23 protein-coding genes are annotated in these 21373 nt (G+C 69.5%); 10 read left to right on the top strand and 13 right to left on the bottom strand.

The window, feature by feature from the left end:
* Nucleotides 1-119 precede the first annotated feature (119 nt).
* Nucleotides 120-1400 (top strand): sensor histidine kinase, encoded by a 1281-nt coding sequence (locus tag L3Q65_RS43645; protein WP_182892397.1) that lies wholly within the window; start codon nucleotides 120-122, stop codon nucleotides 1398-1400.
* Between the two features lie 69 nt (nucleotides 1401-1469).
* On the opposite strand, the gene L3Q65_RS43640 is transcribed toward L3Q65_RS43645, so the two are convergent.
* The 5 genes from L3Q65_RS43640 to L3Q65_RS43620 form a co-directional block, all read right to left on the bottom strand.
* Nucleotides 1470-2114 (bottom strand): response regulator transcription factor, encoded by a 645-nt coding sequence (locus L3Q65_RS43640; RefSeq protein WP_182892398.1) that lies wholly within the window; start codon nucleotides 2112-2114, stop codon nucleotides 1470-1472.
* A 41-nt stretch (nucleotides 2115-2155) separates the two neighbouring features.
* Nucleotides 2156-2938: a hypothetical protein gene (locus tag L3Q65_RS43635; protein ID WP_237598251.1), complete on the bottom strand. Its 783-nt coding sequence runs from the start codon at nucleotides 2936-2938 to the stop codon at nucleotides 2156-2158.
* Nucleotides 2938-4224 carry a type III PLP-dependent enzyme gene (locus L3Q65_RS43630; protein WP_237598250.1) on the bottom strand — a complete coding sequence of 429 codons (1287 nt, stop codon included), beginning with the start codon at nucleotides 4222-4224 and terminating at the stop codon, nucleotides 2938-2940. The genes L3Q65_RS43635 and L3Q65_RS43630 overlap by 1 nt, the downstream gene beginning before the upstream one ends.
* A gap of 12 nt (nucleotides 4225-4236) precedes the next feature.
* Nucleotides 4237-5151, bottom strand: a complete 915-nt coding sequence (locus L3Q65_RS43625) for a 3-oxoacyl-[acyl-carrier-protein] synthase III C-terminal domain-containing protein (protein ID WP_237598249.1) — start codon at nucleotides 5149-5151, stop codon at nucleotides 4237-4239.
* 73 nt (nucleotides 5152-5224) lie between these two features.
* Nucleotides 5225-5584, bottom strand: a complete 360-nt coding sequence (locus L3Q65_RS43620; protein ID WP_237598248.1) for a hypothetical protein — start codon at nucleotides 5582-5584, stop codon at nucleotides 5225-5227.
* Between the two features lie 45 nt (nucleotides 5585-5629).
* Between L3Q65_RS43620 and L3Q65_RS43615 the strand changes: the two genes are divergently transcribed.
* The 3 genes from L3Q65_RS43615 to L3Q65_RS43605 are packed head-to-tail and all read left to right on the top strand — an operon-like array spanning nucleotide 5630 to nucleotide 7627.
* A complete protein-coding gene (locus L3Q65_RS43615) occupies nucleotides 5630-6088 on the top strand; it encodes a MarR family winged helix-turn-helix transcriptional regulator (protein WP_182892403.1) in 459 nt (152 codons plus the stop codon).
* Between the two features lie 37 nt (nucleotides 6089-6125).
* The gene (locus tag L3Q65_RS43610; RefSeq protein ID WP_237598247.1) at nucleotides 6126-7022 is read left to right on the top strand and encodes an NAD(P)H-binding protein; all 897 of its coding nucleotides are present in this window, start codon (nucleotides 6126-6128) and stop codon (nucleotides 7020-7022) included.
* Nucleotides 7019-7627, top strand: a complete 609-nt coding sequence (locus tag L3Q65_RS43605) for a CPBP family intramembrane glutamic endopeptidase (protein WP_182892405.1) — start codon at nucleotides 7019-7021, stop codon at nucleotides 7625-7627. The genes L3Q65_RS43610 and L3Q65_RS43605 overlap by 4 nt, the downstream gene beginning before the upstream one ends.
* Here L3Q65_RS43605 and L3Q65_RS43600 read toward each other — a convergent pair.
* Nucleotides 7594-8781 carry an FAD-dependent oxidoreductase gene (locus L3Q65_RS43600; protein ID WP_237598246.1) on the bottom strand — a complete coding sequence of 396 codons (1188 nt, stop codon included), beginning with the start codon at nucleotides 8779-8781 and terminating at the stop codon, nucleotides 7594-7596. The two genes, L3Q65_RS43605 and L3Q65_RS43600, sit on opposite strands and share 34 nt — an antisense overlap.
* A complete protein-coding gene (locus tag L3Q65_RS43595) occupies nucleotides 8778-9233 on the bottom strand; it encodes a nitroreductase family deazaflavin-dependent oxidoreductase (RefSeq protein ID WP_182892407.1) in 456 nt (151 codons plus the stop codon). The genes L3Q65_RS43600 and L3Q65_RS43595 overlap by 4 nt, the downstream gene beginning before the upstream one ends.
* 47 nt (nucleotides 9234-9280) lie before the next feature.
* On the opposite strand from L3Q65_RS43595, the gene L3Q65_RS43590 reads away from it, so the two are divergent.
* On the top strand, nucleotides 9281-9727 hold the full coding sequence (locus L3Q65_RS43590; protein WP_182892408.1) for a MarR family winged helix-turn-helix transcriptional regulator: 447 nt from the start codon (nucleotides 9281-9283) through the stop codon (nucleotides 9725-9727).
* On the opposite strand, the gene L3Q65_RS43585 is transcribed toward L3Q65_RS43590, so the two are convergent.
* Nucleotides 9712-10335, bottom strand: coding sequence for a VC0807 family protein (locus tag L3Q65_RS43585; protein WP_182892409.1), 624 nt, complete (start codon nucleotides 10333-10335; stop codon nucleotides 9712-9714). The two genes, L3Q65_RS43590 and L3Q65_RS43585, sit on opposite strands and share 16 nt — an antisense overlap.
* 223 nt (nucleotides 10336-10558) lie before the next feature.
* Here L3Q65_RS43585 and L3Q65_RS43580 point away from each other — a divergent pair, with 223 nt between their 5' ends.
* From L3Q65_RS43580 to L3Q65_RS43560, 5 genes are all read left to right on the top strand, one after another.
* Nucleotides 10559-11167 carry a DUF1453 family protein gene (locus L3Q65_RS43580; RefSeq protein WP_182892410.1) on the top strand — a complete coding sequence of 203 codons (609 nt, stop codon included), beginning with the start codon at nucleotides 10559-10561 and terminating at the stop codon, nucleotides 11165-11167.
* Nucleotides 11164-12318: a sensor histidine kinase gene (locus L3Q65_RS43575; protein ID WP_237598245.1), complete on the top strand. Its 1155-nt coding sequence runs from the start codon at nucleotides 11164-11166 to the stop codon at nucleotides 12316-12318. The genes L3Q65_RS43580 and L3Q65_RS43575 overlap by 4 nt, the downstream gene beginning before the upstream one ends.
* Nucleotides 12315-12971, top strand: coding sequence for a response regulator transcription factor (locus L3Q65_RS43570; RefSeq protein ID WP_237598244.1), 657 nt, complete (start codon nucleotides 12315-12317; stop codon nucleotides 12969-12971). Before L3Q65_RS43575 ends, L3Q65_RS43570 begins: the two co-directional genes overlap by 4 nt.
* A gap of 134 nt (nucleotides 12972-13105) precedes the next feature.
* Entirely contained in the window at nucleotides 13106-13501 is a 396-nt protein-coding gene (locus L3Q65_RS43565) for a hypothetical protein (protein WP_237598243.1), read from the top strand.
* Nucleotides 13502-13679: 178 nt separating this feature from the next.
* Nucleotides 13680-15854, top strand: a complete 2175-nt coding sequence (locus tag L3Q65_RS43560) for a BTAD domain-containing putative transcriptional regulator (protein WP_237598242.1) — start codon at nucleotides 13680-13682, stop codon at nucleotides 15852-15854.
* Here the strand turns inward: L3Q65_RS43560 and L3Q65_RS43555 are convergent.
* From L3Q65_RS43555 to L3Q65_RS43535, 5 genes are all read right to left on the bottom strand, one after another.
* Nucleotides 15808-16374, bottom strand: a complete 567-nt coding sequence (locus tag L3Q65_RS43555; protein ID WP_237598241.1) for a hypothetical protein — start codon at nucleotides 16372-16374, stop codon at nucleotides 15808-15810. The two genes, L3Q65_RS43560 and L3Q65_RS43555, sit on opposite strands and share 47 nt — an antisense overlap.
* Nucleotides 16371-17981 carry an extracellular solute-binding protein gene (locus tag L3Q65_RS43550; RefSeq protein ID WP_237598240.1) on the bottom strand — a complete coding sequence of 537 codons (1611 nt, stop codon included), beginning with the start codon at nucleotides 17979-17981 and terminating at the stop codon, nucleotides 16371-16373. The genes L3Q65_RS43555 and L3Q65_RS43550 overlap by 4 nt, the downstream gene beginning before the upstream one ends.
* The gene (locus tag L3Q65_RS43545) at nucleotides 17978-19117 is read right to left on the bottom strand and encodes a toxic anion resistance protein (protein ID WP_237598239.1); all 1140 of its coding nucleotides are present in this window, start codon (nucleotides 19115-19117) and stop codon (nucleotides 17978-17980) included. Before L3Q65_RS43545 ends, L3Q65_RS43550 begins: the two co-directional genes overlap by 4 nt.
* Complete coding sequence (locus L3Q65_RS43540) at nucleotides 19117-20193, bottom strand: hypothetical protein (protein ID WP_237598238.1); 1077 nt, start codon at nucleotides 20191-20193, stop codon at nucleotides 19117-19119. The genes L3Q65_RS43545 and L3Q65_RS43540 overlap by 1 nt, the downstream gene beginning before the upstream one ends.
* Nucleotides 20194-20325: 132 nt before the next feature.
* Nucleotides 20326-21300: a hypothetical protein gene (locus L3Q65_RS43535; protein WP_237598237.1), complete on the bottom strand. Its 975-nt coding sequence runs from the start codon at nucleotides 21298-21300 to the stop codon at nucleotides 20326-20328.
* Nucleotides 21301-21373: the final 73 nt, after the last annotated feature.

Here is a 21373-nt window from a genome sequence, read left to right as displayed (position 1 = left end):
GTCGGGCTATGGAAGAAAGCTACGAGCGCCGGCGCCGGATTCCGATGGTGCTAACTCTTCGATCCGGACGGGTCCTAGCACCCCTGCCGGGAAAGCCCGGAACAGCACATAATCGGGACATGCCCTCCACCGATGCCCGCGAGCCGGCGGCGCCGAAGCCCTGGTTCGCGCGGGGCGGCCGCGCCGTGCTGCACAGCACCGCGCTGGGCCTGCTCGCACCGGTCGAGGTGGTGCTTTTCGCGCTGCTGGCCTGCGCCGCTTCCCTGCTGGGCGTCGGCGTCGGGGTGTTCCTGATCCCGCCGGTGGTCTACGCCGTCCGCGCGGTCGCCAATCTGCAGCGGAAACTGCACGGCGCCTGGACCGGACGGGAGGTGCCGGAACCGTATCTCCCGCTGCCCGAGGGAACCCGGTTCTTTCAGGTGTTCGCGCGGTTGCTCGCCGACCGTGCCACCTGGCGGGACACGGCCTGGCTGCTGGTGGACTGCACGATCGGCTGCCTGCTCACGCTGGCCCCGCTCGCCCTCGTGGCCGACGGCGTGCGCGGCCTGCTGATGCCGTTGCTCTACCCGGTTCTGGACGATTTGTGGCTCGGCGATTGGTATGTGGCGCTGCCGGTGGACAACCCGGCCGTCGCCTGGATCGCGGTCGTGCTGGGCCTGCTGCATTTCCCGCTCGTCCTGTGGGCCGCCCCGCACCTGCTGAAACTGCACGCGGCGCTGGCGGCCAAATTCCTTTCCCCGTCCGAAAGCACGGTCCTCGCCCAGCGCGTCCAGCACCTCACCACCACGCGCGACGACGCGGTCGGCCACCAGGCGCTCGAACTGCGCCGGATCGAACGCAATCTGCACGACGGCGCGCAAGCCCGCCTCGTCGCGATGGGGATGACGCTCGACGCGGCCGCGAAACTCGCCGAACGGCAGCCGGAAGCCGCGAAGAGCCTGCTGGAAGAGGCCAAGGCGAGTTCGGTGAAAGCACTGCAGGAACTGCGTGATCTGGTGCGCGGGATCCAGCCGCCGGTACTGGTCGACCGCGGTCTCGCCGACGCGGTCCGCGAACTCGGGATGGAGTCGGCGCTCGAGATGGAGACCACCGTCGACCTTCCCGGCCGATTCGCGCCCGCCGTCGAGACGGCCGCGTATTTCACCGTTTCCGAGGTGCTCAACAACGCGATGAAGCATTCCGGCGCGGATTCCGGGAAAATCGACGTGCACCATTCCGGCGGACGGCTGTCCATCACGGTCACCGACTACGGCAAGGGCGGCGCGGACCCGGCCAAGGGCACCGGCCTGCGGGAACTCGAACGCAGGCTCGCGCCGCTGGACGGATTCCTCACCGTGCTCAGCCCCCTCGGCGGGCCGACCTCGGTGGTCATCGAAATCCCCTGCCGCCCGGTCGGCTGAACGCGTCCGCCCGGATTCCCCGGGCTTGCCGGTGCGTGAAAGCACCCCTGCGGCCGGCAGGCTGAGTGCTCAGTGGCGCAGGTAGGCGAGCACCGCCTGCACCCGGCGGTTGCTGTCCTCCGACACCGGCAGCTGCAGTTTGGCCAGGATGTTGTTGATGTGCTTGGACACCGCCTTCTCGGTGACGAACAGCTCGGCGGCGATGTTGCTGTTGGACCGTCCCTCGGCGATCAGCCGGAGCACGTCGTTTTCCCGCGGGGTGAGGCTTTCCAGCGCACGGTCGCGCGTGTTGTGCGTGAACAGCCGCGACACCACCTCGGGATCCATCATGGTGTTGCCCGCCGCGACCCCGCGCAGCACATCGACGAAATGGTCGCCGTCGAGCACCCGGTCCTTGAGCTGGTAGCCGACCGCGCCCGCGCCGTCGGCCAGCAATTCGTTGACGTACAAGCGTTCGACGTACTGCGACAGCACCAGCACCGGCAGCCCGGGCACCTGGCGGCGCGCCTCGATCGCCGCGCGCAGGCCCTCGTCGGTGAACGACGGCGGAAGCCGGATGTCGACCACACCGACGTCCGGCTTCTCCGTGACCAGCGCGTTCAGCAGATCCGGCCCGTTGTCGAGCGCCGCGACGATCGTCATCCCGTGCGCTTCGAGCAGCCGGACCAGCCCGTCGCGGAGCAGGAACTGGTCTTCGCCGATGACCACGCGCACAGAGCTTCACCTTTTCTTCGCCGCGGCAGTTCCGCTCCTGATTATAGGGGCGCGGACGGCTCGCTTTCCCGGGCGAAGGCGCAAATTCCCAGAGTTCCGCGAATCGGGTCGTAATCGGCGAGCACCGCGGGCGGTCCGGCCCACAGGGCGGTGGCGGAGCGTCCTTCGGTGACCGGTCCGCCGGTCAAACCTGGTCCGTAACGGTCGGCTGGCGCGAGCCGATCGGCCTCGGCCCGGGCGGCGGACGGGTCGATTCCGGGCAGCACCGCGACGCGAGTGGAACCGGTCCCGGACTCGAACAGCAGCGCGGTCGCCGCGTCCGCTGGCGGGCGTACTCCGGCGTACGGCATTCCTCGCTGCTCCATGACGAGGATCAGCACGCGGTGCATCGGCTTCCGGCGCACGTAGCCGGCGGCCACCCGCAGGGCGAGGAATCCGGCGAGCGGCCCTTGTCCGGAAACCGAGTACGTCATCGGGCCGCCCGGCAGCACCGCGGTCAGATTGACCGGAGCGGACAGCCGCGGGTCGAAATCGGGGCCGTCGTGGGCGACGACGACCAGGTCGATCGGCTCGCGCACCTGGCCGTGCAGCAATTCCCGGGCCAGGGAAATGAACGTGTTGCCCTGCGCCTGAGCGACCAGGTCCGGCGAGTAGCCGACGTCGTGTCCGGCGGCCAGATCGGTGAAGTACCGCGTCATGATCGGGCCGTCGAGCCGGTCGGCGCCGGACTCGAATCGCCGGTGCAGCACGGTTTTCAGCCCCATCGGCAACACGGCGAACGGCGAGGTGCGCGTGGCCGCCACAGGAGCGCCGGCACTGAACATCAGCCCTCCACCGCGGGAACCGGAAGCCGGTGCAGGTGCTGGCGGCGCAACAGGTCCTCCGGCTGGTCCCGTTCACTGATCACATAGGACTGTCCATCGTGGACCAACACTTCGGCGGGATAGCCGTGGCTGAGGAACAGCACCGGCGACGCGCTCGGACCGTAGGCGCCGGAGCGTTCCACGCCGATCAGGTCGCCCGGCCGGACGGGCGGCAGCGGGACTTTCTTGCCCAGCACGTCGTTCGGGGTGCACAGCGGGCCGGTGATCTGCCAGGTTTCGGTGGCCGGTTCGTCGATCCGGTTGAGCAGCCGCATCGGGAAATCACGCTTGACGTAGGAGCCGATGCCGACCGCGGCCATGTGGTGGTTGGTGCCGCCGTCGGCGACCGCGAAATTCTGTCCCAGCGAGGTTTTGACGTAGCGGACGCGCACGACGTAAGTGCCGCTCATCGCGGTGAGGTAGCGGCCCAGCTCCATCACGAGCCGCGTGTCCGGATGCCGCGTGGCGAACTCGTCGATCACCGGGTTCAGCCGCGAGGTCAGCAGATCGAGGTCGAGGTCGCGTTCCCCGTCGAAGTACGCCACGCCCAGCCCGCCGCCGACGTCGACGAGGTCGAGCCCGAAGCCCAGCCGTGCGGACAGCTGCTCGGCCAGCGCGAAGATGCGCGTGGTGTTCTCCACCACCGATTCCTCGCTGAGGATGCGCGTGCCCATGTAGACCTGGACGCCCATGATCTTCACGTTCGCGTGCCGGGAAACCAGGTCCTCGGCGGCGAACAGCTGTTCCTCGTCAATGCCGAACTGGCGCGGCTTCCCGCCCATCGTCAGCCCGGAGCCCTTGACCGCGAAGCTCGGATTGACCCGCAACGCCACCCGCGCCCGCACTCCGCGCGCCGCGGCGAGCTGGTCGATCAACGCCAGTTCCCCGAAGGATTCGCAGACGATCGCCGCGATGTCCTCGTCCAGGCAGGCTTCGAGTTCCGCCTTGCTCTTGCCCGGGCCCAGGAAGATGATGTCGCGCGGCTCGACTCCGGCACGGCGCGCGGTGCGCAGTTCGGCGAGGCTCGACACTTCTGCGCGGGCCCCATTGTCGTGCAGCACAGCCAGAATCGACACGTTCGGGTTCGACTTCAGCGAGAAGAAGATTTCCATGCTGTCGTGCAGTTCGCGGCGCAGCCGGGACATCCGGCCGGCCAGCTCGCCGCCGTCGTACACGAACAGCGGGGTGCCGTAACGGTCCGCCAGCTCGGTGATCCCGACGCCCTCGATCTCGAGTTCCGTACTCATCAGGTTCTGCTCCTAGTGTTCGAAGACCATCGCGGAAAACGTCGAGCCGAGGCCGACCGAAACCATCAGGTAGCGCTCGCCCGGGTTCAGCAGGCCGAGCCGGGACGCGGTGTGGTAGTTGAGAAACGGGTCCGCGCAGAAGCAATGGCCGGTGCGCGGGACGTTGCCGAGGAAGATCCGTTTCCGCGGCACGTCCATCGCCTCCGCCGCGCGGATCCACGAAACCTTGTTGACGTTGTGCGGAAGGACGAGCGCGAGATCGCTCGCCGCGCACCCGGCGGCTTCGAGCGCGGCGCGGGTGACGTCGCCCAGCGCGTCCGGATAAATCTGCCGGAAGACCTTGTTCTGCTCTTCGTTCGTGATGACCTCGCCGCCCGGGCCGCCGAGCGTCGTCGTCGCGTAGCCGAGCAGCCGATCCCGTTGCCCGCCAGGGGCGACCAGCACCGCAGCGGTCCCCTCGCCCATCACCGCGACGTCCGGGATGATCTGCGCGGCCGGGGTGAACGCCTTCTCCCCGGCGAGAATCAACGCCAGCGCGTCCGGGTCGCCGTCCTGTTCGAGCAGCGCGCCGGCGAGGTCGAGGGCCAGCAGCCCGGACGCGCACGCGTGATCAGCAACCGTGAAAGCCAGTGCGTTCCGGAGTCCCAGCCGCTGCTGCACCTCGGCCAGCGGATCGAACGGAAACGGCGAGGCCGCGGGCACCGTTTTCGGCCGCAGCACATAGCGGACGCGTTCCTCGACTCCGGCGAACCCGTCGAGCTTCGCGACCGCGCCGAGCAGCATCTCGGCCTCGGACTCGGGCGACCGGCAAACCTCGGACAACCCGTAGATGCGATGCAGCCTGCGCAACTGGGCGTCGGTGAGGCCGAGCGCGTCCTGCAGCGTCGCGATCGGCACCGCGGCGGGCAGGTAACTGGACACAGACATCAGGCACGTCACCCCGACAGCGTCCCAACCGGCACTGACGTGACGCTGACGCGCGGCTTTCAGCTCGCTTCGCTCACCACAGCACGACGGCGGTAAGCACATGCACTATGCCCACCACGGAACTTCCCGCGATCATGCCCCGTTCCCTCCGGAATACCCCGATGGCGACGTCGCCTGCCTGCGCGACCGCGGCCGCGATCAGGACCGCCGCGCAGACTGGTCCAGACCAGATCAGCGGCACGACCGCGGCCGCACAGCCCAGCGGCACGGCTCTGACCGCGTACATCCATCCGTAGAACTTCTCGCCGTCCGTCGGCGCCTCGCTGTGGCTCAATGCCGCCGGTCGCACTGCCGCCACCACCGCGAAGACAACGCTAACCGCCGCGAGCACGGCATTGGCCACCGCCAAGACGATCATCATTACCTCACTCATAAACTATTTATGGTTTGAACTGTTCACGGATGATAGAGTACCGGCGTGGCGACCGACAGCTCTTTGCCCGAGACCTCGGCCTTCCGGCTCATGGTGCTCGGCACCGACCTGGCCAACGACTTCGCCGAGCACCTGCGCGAAAGCGGGCTGACGCCCAAGCATCTCGGGACGCTCGCCATGGTCGACCAGGGCTTCGCCCGGACCCAGGACGACATCGCCCGGCTCATGCGGGTGAGCCCCAGCTTGGTCGTCCGGCTGGCCGACCAGCTGGAGCAGCGCGACCTCATCGAGCGGCAGCGGGACCCGGCCAACCGGCGCAAGCACATCCTCACCGTCACCGAGGCGGGGAAATCCCTGCTGGCCGAGACGGGTTCGCGCGCGGCGGCCGTCGACGCCGAACTGGCCGCTCGGCTCGGCGCTCGGCTCGGCGGCCAGCTGGACGAGGCGCTCGCGCGGCTGATGGAAGGGCTCATGACGGACCGGCAGCGCCCCGGGCCGCGGTGATCAGCGGAATTCCGCTCGCCCGGCTACCGTCGCAAGCATGCGCGTACTGGTCGCCGGGGCCTCGGGGTTCGTCGGCAAACGGTTGTGCCCGGCGCTGAAAGACGCCGGGCACGACGTGCTCGCCATGACCCGCCGTCCCGAGCAGTACCGCGGCGCCGGGGAGCCGGTCTACGGCGATGTCGCCGACATCGGTTCCTTGCGGGACGCGCTCAAGAACGTCGAAGCCGCCTACTACCTGGTGCATTCCCTGGACAGCACCGATTTCCAGCAGCGCGACGCCAACGCGGCCCGCGCGTTCGCCCGCGCCGCGGCGGAAGCGGGAGTGCGCCGGATCGTCTACCTCGGCGGTCTGGGCGACGACGCCGACTCGCTGTCCGCGCATCTGGCCAGCCGGCGCGAGGTCGAACGGCTGCTCGCGGAGACCGGGGTGCCGGTGACCGTGCTGCGCGCGGGGATCGTCATCGGGCACGGCGGGACGTCGTGGGAGCTGACCCGCCAGCTCGTCGAACGCCTGCCCGCGATGATCACCCCGCGCTGGGTCAGCACGCGCACGCAGCCGATCGCGCTCGCCGACGTCGTCCGCTACCTGGCCGGCGTGCTGGAGCATCCCGAGACCGAGGGCCGGACGTTCGACATCGGCGGCCCCGAAGTGCTGACCTACCGGGACATGCTCCAGCGTGTCGCGGTGATCGAGGGCAGGATGCTGGCGATCGTGCCGGTCCCGCTGCTCACGCCCCGGCTGTCGTCCTACTGGCTTTCGCTGGTCACCGACATCGACGCCACGACCGGCCGCGCGCTGATCGACTCGATGGGCAACGAGGTCGTCGTCCGCGACGACGCGATCCGCCGCATCGTCGAATTCGAGCCGACGAGCTACAACGACGCCGTGCTGCAAGCACTGGGCGAACGAGCGCGGCAACGGCGGACCAGGTGAAGGCGTTCCTGACGGCGGTGACCGCCGCGGGTTCCGGGCTGCTCGGCGCGTCCTTGGCGAGCAAGCCGGGGTCGCGCCGGTTTCACGCGCTGACCGCGTCGGTCGCGGCGACCTGGTTCGCCGGAGCGCGCGCGGCCGGGCCGGTGCCACGGGGTCGCACCGGCGTCGTGCAGCCGGTATTGGCGGGCGCGGGCGCGTTCGGGGTGTTTTACGGCTGCGCGCTGGTCGCTCGCCGGATTCCGTTGCTGCGCCGGGCAATCACCGGCGTGCTCGGCCACGCCCATCACGGTTCGACGCCGACGGTCGTGACAACCGCGCTCGTAACCGGCGCCGCCGAAGAGGTTTTCTTCCGCGGCGCGCTTTACGACGCGTTCGGGGCGCGAGAATCGACCGCGCTGTACGTGCTCTCGACGACGGCAACGCGGAATCCGGCATTGGTGCTGGCGTCAGCGACCATGGGAACGCTCTTCACGCTGCAGCGCCGTCGGGGCGGCGGCGTGCAAGCACCATTGCTGACGCACGTGACCTGGTCCGCGTTGATGATCGGCTTCCTGCCCCGGCTTTTCCCGCCTCAGGATTCCAGCACGGGCGCAGCAGGCCCGTAGGCGTTGGCCCGGGCGGCGCGGGCGCGGGCGCCCGGGATGCCGGTGAGCAGGCGCAGCAACCGATACGGAGGAGCGGCCGGACGACCGCGCTCCCTCGCGCGAGCGGCCCGTTGTTCCAGCCGGACCTGCTGTGCCTGCACCTGCCGGATCGCGGGTTCGCGTTCGGCTTGAATCCGCGCGAGGGCGGCGTCGGACAAATCCCGCACGAGGTGATTGGCCGCGGTGACGGCGTCCTGGACCGCCATGAGGATTCCGTTGCCGCCGACCGGCGAGATCACGTGCGCGGCGTCGCCGATGAGCAGCAGACCCGGCCGCCACCAGCGCTCCACCCGGGAGATGTCGACCGACAGCAGGGTCGTCTGGCCGAAATCGGTCAGCAACTCGGCCCGGTCGGCCAGCCACGGCACCTGCTCGGCGAGGAATGTCCGGATCGGGCCGACGCCCTGTTCGCGGGCTTCGGCGTAGCCGCCCTTGGGCAGGCTGTATCCCACCTGCCAGCCGCTGGTCCCGGCGAGCAGGCCGACATAGTGGTGCCGTCCGAAGAAGAGGTCGACGTCGGCGTCCGGCGGGTCATCGGGACGGTGCGGCAGCCGGAACCACAGCAGGTCGGTGGTCGCGCCGAGAGAGCGGGCGGGAGCGTCCGCCAGGCGGCGGATCCGGGAAAAACGGCCGTCCGCGCCGACCACGAGCGCGGCGGGCTGGTCGTGGGTTCCGGTGTCGTCGCGGTAGCGGACGCCGGTGATCCGGCCGTCGTCGTCGCGGTTCAGGTCGACGACTTTGGCTCCGGTGCGCACGCTCGCGCTCGGCAGGGCGGCGGTTTCGGCGGCGAGGAAGTCAAGGAAGTGCGCCTGCGGCATCAGGGCGACGTAGTTGTACGGCGAGGAGAGCTTGCCGTAGTCGGCGGTGGTGATCGACCCGGCCGGAGTGTGGAAGCGGAAGAACCGCGCTTTGTGGTGCGGAAGGGCGAGCAGCCGGTCGGCCAGGCCGAGGCGGTCGAGCAGTTCGAGGGTGTAGGGGTGCAGCGAATCGCCGCGGAAGTCGCGGTCGAAGTCCTGGTGCGCCTCCAGCAGCGTGACCGGGATTCCGGCGCGGCCGAGCAGGTAGGCGAGCATCATCCCGCCGGGCCCGCCGCCCACGACGACCACGTCCGTCATTTCGCCCCCGGTTCGAGCCGGAACACCGCGAGCGAATCCAGCCGCGCCGCGATTTCGGCCGCGGACGCGGCGGGACCGACGGGGAACGCGGCGAGCGCCCATGGCGCCCGCACGGCGTTCAGGTAAGCCGAGATCACCGACACCGCGTCGGCGCCGTCGACCGGCTGTGCGCAAACGTTTTCGTCGACCCCGCCCGCCCGAACGCGGCACTGCGGAGTCGCGACGAGGTTGCGCACCCAGTCGCGGTTCGCATCCGGCGAAACCAGGTAGCGGGTGCCGCCGAGCAGGAGCACCCCGAGCGGCGTCTGCCGGGCCTCGCCGCTGCGGCGTCCGGTCGTTTCGAGCACGCGAAGCCCGTAACCGCCCTCCGGGACCGGATCCGGCTCGGCGGCGAGCAGCTTCCGCGCCATCCCGGCGTTGACCTGGGCCAATTCGCTAGATTTTCTAGCCATATGCCCTAGTGTAGCCCACGACTAGAATTTCTAGCTAATATTCGGCCGTGGCGGACAAGGAGGCGGCGCGGGAGATCTCCCTGGCGGTGCGGCGGCTGTTGCAGGCGGGCCGGGGCATGCAGGCGGCGCTGGCGCGCAAGCTGTCGCTTCGGGTCACCGACGTGCAGGCCCTCGACCAGGTCGTCTCCAGTCCGGAGCCGCTCGGGCCCGGCGAACTGGGCAACCGGCTCGGCATCACCTCGGCGTCCGCGACCGTGCTGGTCGACCGGCTCGCCGCCGCCGGGCACCTGGCCCGCCACGCCGATCCGGCCGACCGGCGCCGGGTTCACCTCGAAGCCACCGGCCACGCCCGCGAGGACGTCCGGAACGCGCTGGGTCCGCTGCTCGGCGAAATCGAAACCATCACCGACCGGCTCGAGCCCGAACACGTCCCGGTCGTCCTGTCCTTCCTCGACGACGTCGCGGCGGCGATGCGCAACTACGACGGACGCTGAACCGCCTGCTCGCCCCGCCGCCGGGTCAGCAGCGTCCACCCGATCAGCCCCGCGAACGCGACGACCATCAACGCCTGCGAACAAGCCGCCGCCGTGTCGAACGGCAGCGTGTAGACGCCCACGATGCGAAGCACGGAATCGGCGGTCAACCCGACGCCCCACACCAGCGAGACCTGATACCACCGCCGCCGCAATGTCGCGTCGCCCGCGGCGGCCTCGAATTCGCGCTGCTGCTCGCCGCCGGCCTGCTGCGCGAAGCGTCGTGCCGCGTAGTACGCGAGCGGCCGGTTGAGCACGCAGCTGCCGATCAGAGCCACGCCCGCGCAGAAGGTGGTCACCGATTCCTTCGCCAGCAGCATTCGCGGGTCGCCGGTGAGGAAGCTCAGCCCGAGGCCGAGGCCGAAAAGCAGCATGAGGAATGACGAAAAGAGGTCGAGCCGCCGCTGCGCCACCGCGACCCAGACCGTCCGCACTCCGGCGACGATCGTGCCGATCAGCAGCGACACGTACGCGCTCGCACCGAGCAGGTTGGCGGCGAAGTAGGCGACGACGGACAGGCCGACGTCCAGGAACAGCGTGGTGATCATCGTGCGGGCGTGCGTGGTCATGCCGTACTCCCCGATTTGGCTTGGTTGCTGGGATTCGCACGGAAAACGCTACGGTCGCCGCCCGCCGCCGTCTTGCGGCCGAGGGCGTATCCCGGGTGGAGAAATCCAGGGCCGGGTGGAGGGATTTCTCCACCCGCGGATACGCCGCGCACCTCACGACTCCGCCGCCGTTCCGCCGTAGTTTTCTCGGCATCGGAACGAACTCGAAAGGCAGGAACAACCCATGAGCGGTCCCGTGGAAATCGTCCTGATCGTGGCGGCGGTCGGCTACCTGATGGTGCGGCGGCTGATCGGCGAACCCGCGCAGGCCAAGCAGATGCTCATCCTGCCCGCGATCCTGTCCGTCGTCGGCCTCAGCACGGTGTCCGGCGAGGTGAAGACCGCTGCCTCGCTGGTCTTCCTCGTCGGGACCGCGGCGATCAGCGTCGTACTCGGCGTCCTGCGCGGGGTCAGCGTCCGGATTTCCCGGCGCGACGGCACCGCCTTCGTCCGCTACACGCCGGTCACCGTCGGGCTGTGGGTGGCGAACATCGTGGTCAAGATCGGCGTGAACCTCGCGCTCGACGCGTTCGACCCGCAGGACGCGGGCGGCGTCTCCAACAGCATGCTGCTCACCATCGGAGCCGGCATCCTCGCCGAGGGGCTGGTCGTGCTCTACCGCGCACTGCGCGCCGGGCACCAGGTCATGTGGACCCAGGGCAGCGACGGCGCGCCGGGCAAGACCTCGCCGATGCTGGACAACATCCAGCGCAACCTCACCGGCCGCCCCGCCGAGTGGAACACTCAGTCCGCGCACGACGCCGGCCAGACGAGGAGGAACCTGGTCCCATGAGCACGCCGGACCAGCGGTCGCTGTCCCGTCTCGGGCAGCACCGGGACGACCTGATCCAGCCCCTCCTCGTCCTCACCGCGATCGCCTGCACCGCGGTTCAATGGCCGGACGCGACCATCGCGTACCGGCCATTGGCCTTGGCGCTGTTCGTCCTCGTGTCGGTCGCCGGGATCGTCTCGCTGCTGCCCTGGGCCCGGATCGCCGAGAACCGGCAGATCACCGTGATGGGCGCGTACATGCTGTTCGGCGCGCTGCTCCTGCCGCTGGCGCACGGAACGTTCGCCGCGATGTTCCCGTTCGTCGCCGCGTCCGCCTCGGGAATCAAGCTCGCGTCCCGCCGGGCCGCGGTGACCATCGCGGTCGCCGGAGCGGTCATCGCGGTCGCCGCGACCTGGACGGTCGGAGAGCTGTCGCCGGGCTTCCCGGTGTGGCCGGTGTGGGTACCGCTGACCGTGGGCCTGCCGGTCGCGGTCGGCATCTCGCACCACGACCGTCTCGACGCCATCCGCAACGCCCAGCTCGCCGCCGAATCAGCGCAGCGCGCCCGCGAGTCCGAAGCCCGCGAGGCAGCGCTCGTCGAACGCGGCCGGATCGCGCGCGAGATTCACGACGTCCTCGGTCATTCGCTCTCCGGGATCGCCCTGCAATTGGACATGGCCGACGCACTGCGCGACAGCGGCCGCGACGACGAGGCAGCCGCCGCGGTGCGCAAGGCCCGCGCCATCGCCGTCGACTCGATCAGCGAGACCCGCCGCGCGGTGCACGCGCTGCGCGAAGACACCTTGCCGCTGTCTGAGACGTTGTGCCAACTCGCTGACCACGCGTCGGCCGAATTCGTGGTCGAGGGCGAAGCCGAGGCGGTCGGCCCGGAGACCACGCACACGATGGTCCGGGCGGCGCAGGAGGCGATGACCAACGCGGCCAAGTACGCGCCGGGCGCGGCTCGCAGCCTCCGGCTGGCCTTCGCGGCCGATCATGTCAGGCTGACCGTGCACAACGGGCCCGCGACCGAACCGCTGCGCGCCGAACTGGCCGGCGGGTCCGGGGTCGGGCTCGTCGGGATGCGCGAACGGGCCGCCCTGCTCGGCGGCACCCTGCGAGCAGGCCCGGCCGGCGACGGCTGGACCGTGGAACTGGAGCTGCCTCGATGACCGACCGCCCGATCACCCTCGTCGTCGCCGACGACCAGGCGACTGTCCGCGAAGCGCTCGCGGTCATGCTCGACCTCGCCGAGGACGTCAACGTCGTCGCGACCGCGACCAACGGCGCGGAAGCGGTCAAGGCGGCGCAGGAGCACCGTCCGGACGTCGTGCTGATGGACCTCAACATGCCGGTCCTGGACGGGGTAGGCGCGACCGCCAAGATCCGCGAAACCCAGCCGGACACCACCGTTCTCGTGCTCACCACGTTCGACGACGACGAATCGATCCTGGCCGCGCTGCAGGCGGGCGCGAGCGGGTACCTGACCAAAGAAGCGGACCGCACCACGATCCTGCACGCCGTGCGCACCGCGGCGCAGGGCCAGACCGTGCTCGCGCCCGAGGTGCAGCGGCGGCTGCTCGCGCTGGCCGCCAAACCGGCCCGGCCCGCGGAACCGGATCTGGCGCTGACCGCACGCGAACGGGAGATCCTCGGCCTGATCGGCGACGGCCTGCGCAATCCGGAAATCGCGGCCGCGTTGGTCATCAGCGAGGCCACGGTGAAAACCCACATCAACAACCTTTTCGCCAAAGCCGGTTTCCACTCTCGCGCCGACGCGGTCCGCTACGCACTCAACTATCAGAACGGCCAGCGTCAGCGATAACTCAGGCACGGCAAGGATTCTTCGCGCTTTCCGCGATGACGCATCGGTGCCGCATCCGCGACGCCGCGACCGGACAGCATGGTGCGCGAGGCGCACCGTCCGAGGTGCCGCCCAGGCGCGAAGGAATATTCACCATGCTCCGATTCACCGGTCCGGATTCCCTTTCCCGAAGAGCGGCCAAGCCGTTCATCGCCATCGCACTGACAATCGCCGCCTTGTTCGCGGGCGCGAGCGTCGCCACCGCGGCCCCGGCGGACAGCACGCAGACCGGAACCCTCAGCTCAGCGGCCGCGCTCGCCGCTCCGAACACCACACCGCCGGTGTTCAACTGCAACTATTTCTCGCGTGCTCCGTTCCACGACGTCGCGGTCAGCTGTTCGGTCCGGGTCGGGGTGATGCGGGTTTACCTCATCTGCTCGAACAATGCCCGGGTCAACGGCCCGGTCATGTTCGCGGGCAACACTTACCGTTTCGTTCTTTCGTGCCCGGGCGTCCCGTTGCGGACCATTAACTGGGAAGCCTTGGCTTAGCGCGGAAAACGTCCGGGGGCGGCCATCCGGCGGGCCGCCCCCGGACGTGTTTCCGGTCCGCTTGGCCGAAACTGCTCGGCCGTAGTGCCGCACATCCGCCCCGGCCGTTGCCCGGCCCCGGCGAAGACCGCTAGACACAGCATGTCCTGGTCCGGCGACCGGCCCACGGGTGATCACGATGACGGTACGGTTCCGTCTGCTCGGCCCAGTTGGCGTGACGGTGGACGACCGCGCGATCGAACTGGGCCATCCGCAATTGCGCTGCATGGCGGCGGTGCTGCTGATCGAGGCCAACCAGACGGTCGCGGTGGACGAGCTCATCGACCGCGTCTGGCCCGACGGCGCGCTCCCCCGGCAGCCGCGCCGGGCGGTGCAGCACAACATTCCGTTGCTGCGCAGGGCGCTCGCTCCGGTTCCGGAGGTCGCGCTCACCCGCGACGGCTGCGGTTACCGGCTTTCCGTGGAACCGGACGCGATCGACCTGCACCGCTTCCACGCGCTGCTGGCCCAAGCCCGCGCCGCGCAGCACCACAATCCGGACGAGGCGGATACCCGTGCCGCGGCCGCACTGGACCAGGCGCTGTCGTTGTGGCAGGGCAAACCTTTCTCGGACCTCGCCGCCGCGGCCGACATCCCGTGGCTGTGCGCGCTGCGTGCCGCCCTCACCGCCCGCCAGCGAACCGCCCGGCTGGATCTGACCGACATCCGGCTGCGCCAAGGCAAACACGCCGAACTGCTCGCCGAACTCGCCGCCGGCACCGCGAGCCACCCGTTCGACGAACGCCTCGCCGCACAGTACCTGCTGGCCCTCTACCGAAGCCGCCGCCAAGCCGAGGCGTTGCAGCATTACCACCGCCTGCAACGGGTTCTTGCCGACGAACTCGGCACCGACCCCAGCCGTCCGCTGCGCCGGCTGCACGAGCAGATCCTCGCCGCCGACCCCGCATTGGCCGCGCCCGCACCGGAACCCGCGACGCGGCCGCCAGTCCCCCGGCAACTGCCGTGCCCGCCCCGGCTGTTCGCAGGCCGCAGCGCCGAACTCGTCCACCTGGACCGGCACATGGACCTGGCGGGAACCGTCGCGATCGGCGGCACCGGCGGAATCGGCAAAACCTGGCTGGCGCTGCACTGGGCACACCAGCGGCTCGGCCGCTTCCCCGACGGGCAACTGCACGTCGACCTGCACGGTTTCGATCCTGCCGGACAGCCGATGTCCGCCGCCGAGGCGATCCGCGGCTTCCTGGACGCCCTCGGCGTCGCCTCCTGCGCGATCCCCGCCGACCTCGAAGCGCAGATCGGGTTGTACCGCAGCCTGCTCGCCGGGAAGCGGATGCTGCTCCTGCTGGACAACGCCCGCGACATCGACCAGGTCACGCCCCTGCTGCCGGGCACTCCGACCTGCGCGGTCCTGATCACCAGCCGCCGCCACCTGGTCGGCCTCGCCGCGCTGTACGGCGTGCACCTGCTCAACCTGGACGTACTCCCCGACCCCGACGCTCGCGAACTGCTCGCCGGGCACCTCGGCCCAGACCGCTTGGCCGCCGAACCCGACACGGTCGCCGACCTGCTCACGATGTGCGCGGGTTTGCCGCTGGCCGTGCGCATCGTGGCCGCGCGCGCCCAGCACCACCCGACGTTCCCGCTGGCCGTGCTCGCCGAAGAACTTCGCGACGCCTCGGCCCGCCTGGACGGCTTGAACGCCGGTGGCCTGCGCGTGAATCTGCGCGCGGTGCTGTCGTGGTCAGTGCGTGCCCTCAGCCCGCAGGCGACGCGCCTGTTCAGCTTGCTGGGCGTCGCGCCCGGTCCCGACATCAGCCTCGCCGCCGCCGAAGCTCTGGCGGCGTTCCCGGCCGCCCAGTTGCGCACGGTGTTGCGCGAACTGGAGATCGCTTCCCTGGTGCAGCAACACGTTCCGGGCCGATACCGGATGCACGACCTGGTGCGCCTCTACGCCGGCGACACCGCCCAGCACACCCTCACCGAAGACACCCGCGACGCGGCGCTGCAGCGAATCCTGTACTTCTACACGCACACCGCCCACGCCGCCGACCGGCTCCTGAACCCGCGGCAGGACTCAGTCCCGCTCGACCCGCCCGCGCCGGACGTCCTCCCCCATCCCCTGCCCGACGCGCTGGCGGCGCTGGCTTGGTGCAACACCGAACACGCCTGTCTGCTCGCCGCCCAGCACACCGCGACGACGCTCAACCCGGCTGGCTGGAAGCTGGCCTGGGCGTTGGAGACCTTCCACGCCCGGCTGTCGCGTCTCTACGACCGTCTCGCGCGGTGGCAGGCCCCGGCTGATCTCGCTACGACTCCTCGCCGAGGTAGCGCGTCTGGTCCTTCTGCCGGTTGACCTCTGTCGCGTAGTACTCCTCCGCCAACTGATGCGCCCGACGCTCGATCAGACCCAGCTGCGTCGCCAACTCCTGCCCCGCCTCCGACCGATGCGTCGCGAACCACTTCGGAAGATTGAGATACGTCTGCACCGACAGCGGCAAATCCGTCCGCGCCAGCAACAACACCCGATGCTGCACCTCCGGGCTCGCCGCCAACCGGACAGGATCCGCCAGCAGATCCGACAGCATCTCCGCCACCCGCCGCACGGAGTCCACAGTGGACTCCGGGAGACGTCCGGAGGCCGTCCGCGCCAGCTCAGCCAGCGACGAGCGAACCTCGGCCGCCTCCACCGACGGGTCCACGACGAGCCGCACCTTCTCCGGCGGGCCGAGCAGCGCGCCCGCCGCGTACAGCACGGCCAGCACCACGAACATCAGCCACAACGGGCCGATCACGCCGAGCACGTACAGCAGCAGCCCGACCAGCGCGCCGACGCAGCCGAAGATGTTCTTGGTGGAGGAGAACCAGCGCCTCATTGGTACCCGCGAATCTCCTGGAACACGCTGGCCAGCTGCACGTTCCTGGCGTCGAAGACCTTCCCGCCGGTCAGCGCGGCGACCTGGCCGAGTTCGTCGCCGCTGCCCTCGCCGAACAGGACCGTGAAGACGGGGATCTGGCGCATCGCGGGCGGCAGCGAGCCGAACGCCGCCTTGAACGCGGCGAGGTCCGAGCCGCTCTCGTTCTGGCCGTCGGTCATCAGCACGATCGAGTTGAAGCGGTCCGGGTCCTTCGCCACCAGCGGCTCCAGCACCTGATAGCCGTGCTGGAGAGTGTCGTAGATGGCCGTGCCGCCGTTCGCGGTCAGGCCGCTTACGTAGTCTTTGATCTTCGCCAGTTCGGGCTGCGGATACTGCTCGGGGACGGTGAACGTCGCCGGGGTCCCGGGCTGCGTGCTGAACGGCAGCATGGTGACTTCTTCCCGGCTGCGGAACTGCCGATAACGGCCGACCAGCGAACTGTCCGCACCAGTGAGTCCGGTCAACGCCGAACGCAGCGCCTCGATCCGGCCGTCCCGCATCGACCCCGACGTGTCCAGCAGGTACAGCGTGCGCGAAGGGCGGCGGATCTTGCTGAAGTAGGCCGAAAGCAACGCGTCGACGGCTTGCTGCGTGGCGGGGAACGGCAGCTCCACCAGGTCGTGCGAAGCGAACTGCTGCCCGAGTTGCACGCCGGGGACGGCCGGACGACGTTGCGTGGTGGTCATGATCTTGCGTTGCGCATCGGGCGTCCGGAGGTAGTCCGAGAGCTTCTGGTGTGCCGCACGGGCAGTGTCGCTCGCACCGTTGAGCAGGGTGAGCGGGTAGTCGGCGGTGACGACGCCGTCCGTCGGGTAGATCAGCGTCAGCGGCTGGGGCAGCTTGCCCGAGGCGTTCAATGACAGCAGCACGGACTCGTAGTTGACCAGCCCGTCGACCTTCTGCCCCGGATCCTGGCCGCTCGCGCGCCGCTGGAACGCGTCGGACAGCCAGCCCGACGAGCCCGCCGACATTTGCTGCGCGCTGAAGAATTGTGTGAGCTGCGGCGTTACGGCCTCGATCTGCTTCGCGTCGACAGCCGCGCCCGCACCGGCGAGCGCCGAAGCGACCCCGACGAGCGCGGAGAAACCCGAGTTCGACGCCGACGGGTCGGTCATCCCGTAGCTGAACTCCTTCTTTCCCGCCGCCACGGCGATGTCGCCCCAGGTGGGTGCCTTCTTGTCCCACCCGAGCCGCTGCGCGACCGGTGCCGAGAGCCCCAGCACGACCGGCGAACGCATGATCTTCGCCTGGTTGCCCAGCCGCTTGCTCGCGTCCGGAATTCCCGCGGGATAACGGTTCGAGGAGAACCACACCGCGTCGTATTTGCCGTCGACACTGCCCTTCGCGAGCGCCTCCGCGCCCTCCAGCGTGCCGGTGAAAGTGAACTTGACCCGTACCCCGGTCGCCTTCGCGGCTTCGTCGAGCACCGGTTGCAAATCGGCCAGCTCGCTGCCCGCGAACACCCGCAAGGTGTCCGCCGAGGGCTGGCCCGGGTCAGTCGATCCGGCCGACGAACAGCCAGCCAGCAGCACCGCGGCCAGCGCCAGTACGCCGAGTTTCCTCACAGCTCCCCCTCGTGCGACCGGCGCAGCCGATCTTCCGCGCGGCGCAACTCCCCGGACAGAGAATCCACAGTGGACGCCATATGCGACACCGCTTCGGCCTTGAACCCGTCGATCGCGTCGAACGCCGCGTAAATCCGGTCGAACGACTCGCGCAGCGTGTCCGCCGCGACCGCCGGATCACTCGAAGCCTTGCGGATCTCCTCGCTCTGCGACCGCAACAGCTCCGCGTTCGCCCGAAGCAGCCCGTTCGTGGTCGCCTGCAACGCGCTGACCTCATCGAGTACGTCCCGCTGGTTCGCCAACGCGGCACTCACCAACATCGCGACGCGCAGCGCGGAAACCGTCGTGGTCGCTGCCCGCTCGACGCCGCGAATCAGCTCGTCATTGGTCCGCCGCACCAGATCCAGCGCGAGATATCCCTGCGCGCTCACCGCCAGCTGCGTGAGCACATCCTGGTGCCGCTGCCGAATCGGATACAGCAAATCGGCCCGCAAAGCGTTGGCGTGCGCGGGATCCGTGAGGTCGAAGACGCCCGCCTGCCGATCGATCGCTCCGTCGACCGCCTCCGCGAACGCGGCCGCTTCAGCCAGCTTGCCGAGCGTCGCCCAAAGCCGCTCACGCTCGCCTTTGATCGCCGCGTTGTCGCGTCGCAGCACGTCCTGCCGCACGCGCAACTCGCGGACCAGCGCGTTCACCGGCTCATTCGCCGCCCGGTACCGGTCGAGCGCCCGCTTCGCACTGGCTGCGACGGGGAAGATCCCGAGCAGTTTACGGCCGGTGACCGGCAGCTTCGCCGGATCGAGTCCCGCGACCGTAGCGCGCAACTCGGTCAAGCTCGCCGTCACTTCCTGGTGCGGCGAACGAGCGGCGTCGAGCGCCTTGGCCGAGCGGTCGAGCATCGTCCCCGCGACCGTCGCCGCCGTGCGCATGTCCGCCTCGCCGACCGCGAGGATTTCGTCCAGCAACGCCGTGAATTCGGGAGACTTGACGTCCAGCGCTTCGAGCCGCGCGGCGAATTCGTCCGCCCGCTGGGAGATCTGCGCTCTCGTATCGTCGCCGAGCACGATAAGCCCCGCAGCACGTTCCGCGGGGACCGCCGCCACCGGCTCCGGCGGGGTGAGGGTGAATTCGTCCATCAGTACTGTTTCTGGATCGCGTCGAGCATCCGCTCCAGCGTCTCGAAACTCGGCGGCTCGACGGCGTCGACGAGGTCGCCCGGCACCTTGGCCTGCGCGGCGACCTCGCGGAACACCTGCGGATTCGTCGTGCGGAACCCGAACGCGGCGGCGAGTTTGCCGAGTTCCGGATCCGTCGACAGCAGCTGGCCGACCTTGTTTCCGTTGGCGGAGAACGGAACCAGGGTATGCTTGGAATACACCGTCGGCGCCGGGTAAAGCATCCGCATGTCCGGACGGATAGAACCGTCCTTCCGCAGCACCCGGTCGACGTACTGCGATTCGTAGATCAACGCGAGCGGCGTCTTGCCCATGCCCGCGGACAGGTAGTCCTCGAACGGTCCCTCGGTGCTGTTCTGCGTGTACCCCTGGTCCAGGAACAACTTCGCGACCTGCGGCAGGGCCTTCGCCTCCTGGTCCGGGCCGGAGACGACGTTGTTGCCGTTGGCCACGAACGAAACGATCGACAGGTACATCGCCGCGGAATTCGACTCGCGCGGATCGGTGGTGGTCACGAGGACGTTCTTGCGCACCGGATAGGCCGTGTTGTTCGGCAACTGGTCCCAGCGGGTGCCCGCGAGCTGGAGGTACTTCGCGATGTCGAGCACCTGGTAGTCGCCCGCGCCCTTGTGCACCACGCCGTTGCCGCTCAGCAGCTGCACGATCGGTTCGAACGTCGCGACCGCCATCGGCGACTGGAACGGCGTGTAAACCGTCGTGACCTTTTTGTCGCGCTGGATCTTCTGCGCGGCCGGCGAGGACGACGGGAACGCGAACTCGTACTTCGCGAGGTCGACGGTCGTGGCGATCTGGCGCGACCCCGCGGTGTCGACCTCGACCTTCAGCCCCTGCTTGGCGAACGCGTCCACCACGCGCTGATCAGTGAAGAAGGCCTGCTTCTCCGACCCGATCACCCCGCGCACGACGGTCAGCCCGCCGCCGCCCGCCTGGTCGCCGCCGGAACGCCCCCACACGACCACCCCCGCCACGGCGAGCACCAAAACCACAGCCAGCCCGATCGACAACCGGCGCTTCACGAACCCTCCCCCACGTCACCTCGAATCCTTCATCTTTTGACGCGCCGCACGGGAGTTTCGGCGTGAACGGTCGATGAACACCCGGGGTTCCGGTGGCGCGGTGACGGGATGGCCGCGGCGGCGGGGATTTTCTTACGCGGGAAGGTCTTCGAGACTGAGCCGGTACCAGTCGTGCCGGGTCACGATGTGCAAGTCCGCGCCCCGCCCGAAAACCCGGGCCTCGCGCGGGACTTCCCCGCCGTCCGGCAGGACGAGCCGGTATTCCCCGGTCACGCGGAACTCATTGTCGCCCAGAACCCCGGCGACCAGCCGATCCCGGACGGGCTCGTAACCGCCGTACAACGCCAGCCGGGAACCACGCACTGTCAAGGCCGCGGCACCGCGGATTTCGTTGTGCCAGCCGGTCACACTGCCGTCGTGGATCCGGACGATGGGCCATTCGGTGTAGAAGCACGCCCACGCGGTCTCGCCGTCGACGTTGAGGGCGTAGCAGTCCAAGATGCGGCCCCACACCAGCCGCGCGGAATCGGGGTAACGCCATTGCTCGGTCAAGTCGGCGGAGAACCGGACCAGCCCGCTCCGGCCGACGGGAGGCGCGGCGCCATCGACTCCCCAGCCGTGCGAGCCGAGGACGCCTTCATCGAAGTAGCCGACCCAGATCTCGCCGTTCCGGGTGGCTTGCACGTGGTCGATGCCGTCGCCAAAAGTCTGCTCGGCTACTGCCTCGCCGTCGCAGTCGTAGACGACCGCATTGCGGTCCGGCCCTTCGGACCGCCAGGCGCACCGCGCGTCGACCAGCAGCACACGGCCCTCCGGCAGGGGCTGCACCGACGGATGCGCCAGCCGGAGATCAGCAATCCGCGCGGCGACCGCCATCTCCGGCACGTGCACAGTCACCCGCACCGGACGCACCTCCGAAAACCTCGCCGTGCGATCCGCCGGAGCCGACCACACCGCCATCAACTCACCGAATGGCCCGATCGACTCCGAAATCCGCACGTCCCCCTGCCGCGGCGGCACGATTCGCGAGTGATGCCAGGCCTGGACGGCCGGCAGAGCCAAGACCGCCGCCCGCCGCGCCGCGTTCTTCCGCTCTCGCTCGTTCACCGCGGTATCCGACCATCCCGACGTCCGCTCGCTCCACCGCGTTTCCCGCGAGCCGCCGCTCCCGCCGACGTCT

The organism is Amycolatopsis sp. FU40 (genome assembly GCF_021903635.1).
Lineage (GTDB): Bacteria > Actinomycetota > Actinomycetes > Mycobacteriales > Pseudonocardiaceae > Amycolatopsis > Amycolatopsis dendrobii.
This window is presented reverse-complemented; position numbering and strand designations above follow the sequence as displayed.

Excerpts from the sequence above, each read along its gene's own strand:
- L3Q65_RS43645 (WP_182892397.1), top strand. The coding sequence starts at position 120 with ATGCCCTCCACCGATGCCCGCGAGCCGGCGGCGCCGAAGCCCTGGTTC.
- L3Q65_RS43635 (WP_237598251.1), bottom strand. The coding sequence starts at position 2,938 with ATGTTCAGTGCCGGCGCTCCTGTGGCGGCCACGCGCACCTCGCCGTTC.
- L3Q65_RS43630 (WP_237598250.1), bottom strand. The coding sequence starts at position 4,224 with ATGAGTACGGAACTCGAGATCGAGGGCGTCGGGATCACCGAGCTGGCG.
- L3Q65_RS43625 (WP_237598249.1), bottom strand. The coding sequence starts at position 5,151 with ATGTCTGTGTCCAGTTACCTGCCCGCCGCGGTGCCGATCGCGACGCTG.
- L3Q65_RS43620 (WP_237598248.1), bottom strand. The coding sequence starts at position 5,584 with ATGAGTGAGGTAATGATGATCGTCTTGGCGGTGGCCAATGCCGTGCTC.
- L3Q65_RS43610 (WP_237598247.1), top strand. The coding sequence starts at position 6,126 with ATGCGCGTACTGGTCGCCGGGGCCTCGGGGTTCGTCGGCAAACGGTTG.
- L3Q65_RS43600 (WP_237598246.1), bottom strand. The coding sequence starts at position 8,781 with ATGACGGACGTGGTCGTCGTGGGCGGCGGGCCCGGCGGGATGATGCTC.
- L3Q65_RS43595 (WP_182892407.1), bottom strand. The coding sequence starts at position 9,233 with ATGGCTAGAAAATCTAGCGAATTGGCCCAGGTCAACGCCGGGATGGCG.
- L3Q65_RS43585 (WP_182892409.1), bottom strand. The coding sequence starts at position 10,335 with ATGACCACGCACGCCCGCACGATGATCACCACGCTGTTCCTGGACGTC.
- L3Q65_RS43580 (WP_182892410.1), top strand. The coding sequence starts at position 10,559 with ATGAGCGGTCCCGTGGAAATCGTCCTGATCGTGGCGGCGGTCGGCTAC.
- L3Q65_RS43575 (WP_237598245.1), top strand. The coding sequence starts at position 11,164 with ATGAGCACGCCGGACCAGCGGTCGCTGTCCCGTCTCGGGCAGCACCGG.
- L3Q65_RS43570 (WP_237598244.1), top strand. The coding sequence starts at position 12,315 with ATGACCGACCGCCCGATCACCCTCGTCGTCGCCGACGACCAGGCGACT.
- L3Q65_RS43565 (WP_237598243.1), top strand. The coding sequence starts at position 13,106 with ATGCTCCGATTCACCGGTCCGGATTCCCTTTCCCGAAGAGCGGCCAAG.
- L3Q65_RS43560 (WP_237598242.1), top strand. The coding sequence starts at position 13,680 with ATGACGGTACGGTTCCGTCTGCTCGGCCCAGTTGGCGTGACGGTGGAC.
- L3Q65_RS43555 (WP_237598241.1), bottom strand. The coding sequence starts at position 16,374 with ATGAGGCGCTGGTTCTCCTCCACCAAGAACATCTTCGGCTGCGTCGGC.
- L3Q65_RS43545 (WP_237598239.1), bottom strand. The coding sequence starts at position 19,117 with ATGGACGAATTCACCCTCACCCCGCCGGAGCCGGTGGCGGCGGTCCCC.